A 3,647-nucleotide genomic window follows, 5' to 3' on the forward strand; every position below is an offset into this window, starting at 1 on the left:
TTTAGACGCGCTTGGCCTTACCTCCGCCTAAATGAAGATTTCGTGGATGCGCTCGGGCCGCGCCATTCATCAAAACGGAACGAATATCCGCCCTAATTTTTCTTACCCCAGGTAGCCGGGAAAGGACTTCCCGATGGATCTCTTCGTAGCCCCGGATGTCCTTTACGCAGACAGTCAGCCGCGGTTTCAGTGGGGTCGAGCCGCGGTGAGAAAACCGCTGTGCAGGGTTGACCCACGCTTTCTATTCGAACCCAAACTGCCGATGACAGTATGTTCGCGCTTTCCAGCCGACCACCTCCCTTTGAAGTTGCGCGAACCATCCGGCCATGGCGAGTGATGGCCGCAGCAGCCAAGGGACAAAGCAGGGGTTGAGCGTTCACCAGCCGGTATCCGGCATTTGATTTTCCTCCTGGCAATCCAGGGGGCTTGCGATTTCTCGTTTTTGCTGCGCCTATCCCCAAGTCAGAATGTTAACTGGCTTGGGCAAACCAACGCTGCAACCGATACAAAGGAAAAATGGATGGCAACTGGCACGGTAAAGTGGTTCAACAGCACGAAGGGCTTCGGCTTCATCCAACCCGATGCGGGCGGCCCGGACGTTTTTGTCCACATTTCCGCTGTGGAGCGATCGGGTCTTTCGACTCTCGCTGACGGCCAAAAGGTTAATTACGAGATCGAGCAGGACCGCCGCACCGGGAAATCCTCGGCCAGCAATCTCAGCAAAGTAAAGTGAGCTGACGGCTTCTTGCGCATGGCGCAACAGCCGCCCGACGGCGAGCCTCTACCGACCGCCGCAGATGAAATCGCGCGTGAACATGAAATCGACGGAAGCCTCGCGCAAATTGTTGCAGGCCGGGGAACGCAGTGCAAAAGGCGGGAGTCTCCCCGCCTTTCCAAGTCAGCACGCCGGAACAACACTCAGGCCGCGCCGTTTTTGCGGGCCCTCTTTGCCGGCGCGGCCTGTTCGGCCCGATCAGGCTTTCGACCCAGGCCCAGGGTCTTGGCTAAAGCAGAGCGAGCTGCGGCATAATTCGGGGCAACCATCGGGTAGTCTGCCGGCAGGCCCCACTTTGCGCGGTATTCGTCGGGCGTAAGGCCATAGTGGGTTGAGAGATGGCGCTTCAGCGACTTGAACTTTTTTCCGTCCTCCAAGCTAATGATATAGTCGGGCGTGACCGATTTCTTAATGGGAACGGCAGGCTTGAGGTCCTCAGGCTTAGGGACCGGGCCGCCGATCGTGCCTTTTAAGGCGGCATGAACCTGGTCGATCAGGCCAGGAAGGTCGCTCACCGGGACCGGATTGTTCGAGACGTAGGCCGATACGACGTCGGCGGTAAGCTCGATGAGGGCATCACTATTGCTCTCGATTTCTTCTGTCACGGAACGCTCCTAATTTTTATGGCTTCTGCAAAAATCAGCTTGATTAATGAAGGCAGCCACAGAACGCAATGAAAGGTTGCGTTCCAGCCCTAGACGCATAAATTACTCGGTTCGGCATTGTAATGCCCTGATCCTGCCACTCTCCAGAGGCAAGTGCGCCGAGGGAGAAATCTCCAACTAAACGTGTTCACGAACAGAGAAGGGCTCGCCCAATGAGCAGGGTGGCGCGCGCGGACGCAGCTTCAGTTTCGTCGGCGACGTTCGCGCCGCTGGAGAGCCCCACCTTTCGCGCGGTCTGGCTTGCCGCACAGCTGTCCGGTCTGGGCTGGCTGTTTCAGACGGTTGCGGTCAGCTGGCTGATGGCGACCATCTCGACCTCGGATGTGATGGTCGCCCTGGTGCAGACCTCCACGACGCTTCCAGTGTTCATTCTATCGATCTTCGCCGGAGCCATTGCCGACAATTTCAGCCGCCGCCATGTCATGGCCATCGGCTGGTGCGTGATAGCATTGTCGTCGATCATGCTGACCGCTGTTGTGGCGCTGGGATTTTACAATCCTTGGATAATCCTCGCCTTCAGCTGCCTGGCTGGATGCGGCGCTGCCTTCACTGATCCGGCCTGGCATGCTTCCGTCGGAGACATCCTGCGAAAGCGCGAAGTTCCGGCCGCGGTCACGCTAATCTCGGTCGGCTACAATGCCATGCGAAGCATCGGTCCGGCGCTCGGCGGCGTCGTTGTCGCCTCCTTCGGACCTCTGACGGCTTTCGCGGTGGCGACGCTGACCTATCTGGCGATGCTGTGGGCCATAGGACTCTACAAATGGAGCGGTCGCGCTTCGCCTCTTCCCCGTGAGCCATTGAGCACGGCCATTCATGACGGGGCCCGCTTCACGGCGCTGTCGGGAGAGATCAAGGCGGCGATCGCGCGTGGATTCCTTTTCGGTCTGACGAGCATCTCGATCCTGGCGCTGCTGCCACTGGTTGCCCGGGACCAGCTCGGGGGAGGGCCGATCGCTTATGGTGTCCTGATGGCTGGATTTGGCGCCGGCGCCTTGTGCGCGGGCATTTCCAACAACGCGCTGAGACGGTCGCTGTCGCAAGAGCGTCTGACGACGCTCGCCTGTATTGCCTGCGCCGCCTGCTGCCTGGCGCTTGCCTTCACGCCTTCGCTGGTGGTGGCGGCGATTGCCTTGACGCTGGGCGGCGCGGGTTGGGTCGTCACCTGGACGGGACTTGACGTCAGCGTGCAATTGTCGAGCCCGCGCTGGGTCGTTGGCCGCACGCTCTCGATCTACTCGGCCCTCTCGTCGGGAGGTGTCGCGGTCGGCTGCTGGATTTGGGGCGTGGTGGCCGAAAACCATTCCCTGACGCTGGCGCTCGAGGCCTCTGCGGGCGCTCTCTTGTTGGTTGCCGCCACCGGACTGCTGCTCCCGATCCGCCAGTGGAAAGAGGCCGACCAGGATTCGCTTGGCTTCGAAACGCCGGCGCTCGCCCTCGACTTGAAGTCGAGAAGCGGCCCGATCGTGGTTAAGATCGAGTACTCCATACCGGAAGCCAACGTCGAAACCTTCCTCGACCAGATGCAGGAACGCCGCCGGGTGCAGAGCCGCGCCGGCGCCCGGCACTGGAATCTCCAGCGCGACCTCCAGGAACCCTTGCATTGGACGGAGACGTTCCGCACGCCGACTTGGATGGACTACCTTCGCCTCAACCACCGGCTGACCGCGGAGGACAGGGAACTGGATCGGTCTCTCCTCGAACTGCATGCGGGAGAGCTTCCGCCTCGCACGCGGCTTGCGATCGAGCGGCCGACCGGAGCGCCGCGCAGGCGGGAGCAGTCGGGGAGCTTCTTTTTCCGACGGTGATCTCGTCTCGATTTGGTAATCGCTAACTGCTCCAAGCGCAGGCATCATGATGGTGGCAAAGGCCGCCGCGAAGTTCGATGGAGATAGAGCGCGGCTGGGGGATCGCTATCCACAGCTCTACAAGCCGAACAGTGGTGCCAACGACGCGCACGCTGCGGTCCCGCCGAAGCGCCGCCGGGCGCTCCGCCTTGCTGTCGTCATGTCGCTCAAGTTTTAGACAGATCAGCGAATCACAACGGGCAGACCAGTCAATCGGCTGTCCAATCAATTCAATTCTGCGGGAATGTTCAGCTGGCGTGGCTGCCGGCGTTCCAAGCAGCTGGATTCCGTATGCCTTACGGTCGCAGCCGGTCTAACGTACTCGCGTCGGCCATACCGTTCGCACGTCAGTTCAGCCGGCCA

Annotated in this window: 3 protein-coding genes; 2 read left to right on the plus strand and 1 reads right to left on the minus strand. The window is 60.6% G+C overall.

Features of this window, described 5'->3' with window-relative positions:
* The first annotated feature begins 520 nt into the window (after positions 1-520).
* Positions 521-733 (plus strand): cold-shock protein, encoded by a 213-nt coding sequence (locus tag RFM52_RS32595; RefSeq protein WP_320224045.1) that lies wholly within the window; start codon positions 521-523, stop codon positions 731-733.
* A gap of 185 nt (positions 734-918) precedes the next feature.
* On the opposite strand, the gene RFM52_RS32600 is transcribed toward RFM52_RS32595, so the two are convergent.
* Entirely contained in the window at positions 919-1,380 is a 462-nt protein-coding gene (locus RFM52_RS32600) for a Ros/MucR family transcriptional regulator (RefSeq protein ID WP_320224044.1), read from the minus strand.
* Between the two features lie 212 nt (positions 1,381-1,592).
* On the opposite strand from RFM52_RS32600, the gene RFM52_RS32605 reads away from it, so the two are divergent.
* On the plus strand, positions 1,593-3,245 hold the full coding sequence (locus RFM52_RS32605) for an MFS transporter (RefSeq protein WP_320297813.1): 1,653 nt from the start codon (positions 1,593-1,595) through the stop codon (positions 3,243-3,245).
* Positions 3,246-3,647 lie beyond the last annotated feature (402 nt).

It is taken from the genome of Mesorhizobium humile, assembly GCF_033977215.1.
Classification (GTDB): Bacteria; Pseudomonadota; Alphaproteobacteria; order Rhizobiales; family Rhizobiaceae; genus Mesorhizobium; species Mesorhizobium humile.

What these genes read in the sequence shown, in the direction of transcription:
- RFM52_RS32605 (WP_320297813.1), top strand. Translation starts at nt 1,593, where the DNA reads ATGAGCAGGGTGGCGCGCGCGGACGCAGCTTCAGTTTCGTCGGCGACG.
- RFM52_RS32595 (WP_320224045.1), top strand. Translation starts at nt 521, where the DNA reads ATGGCAACTGGCACGGTAAAGTGGTTCAACAGCACGAAGGGCTTCGGC.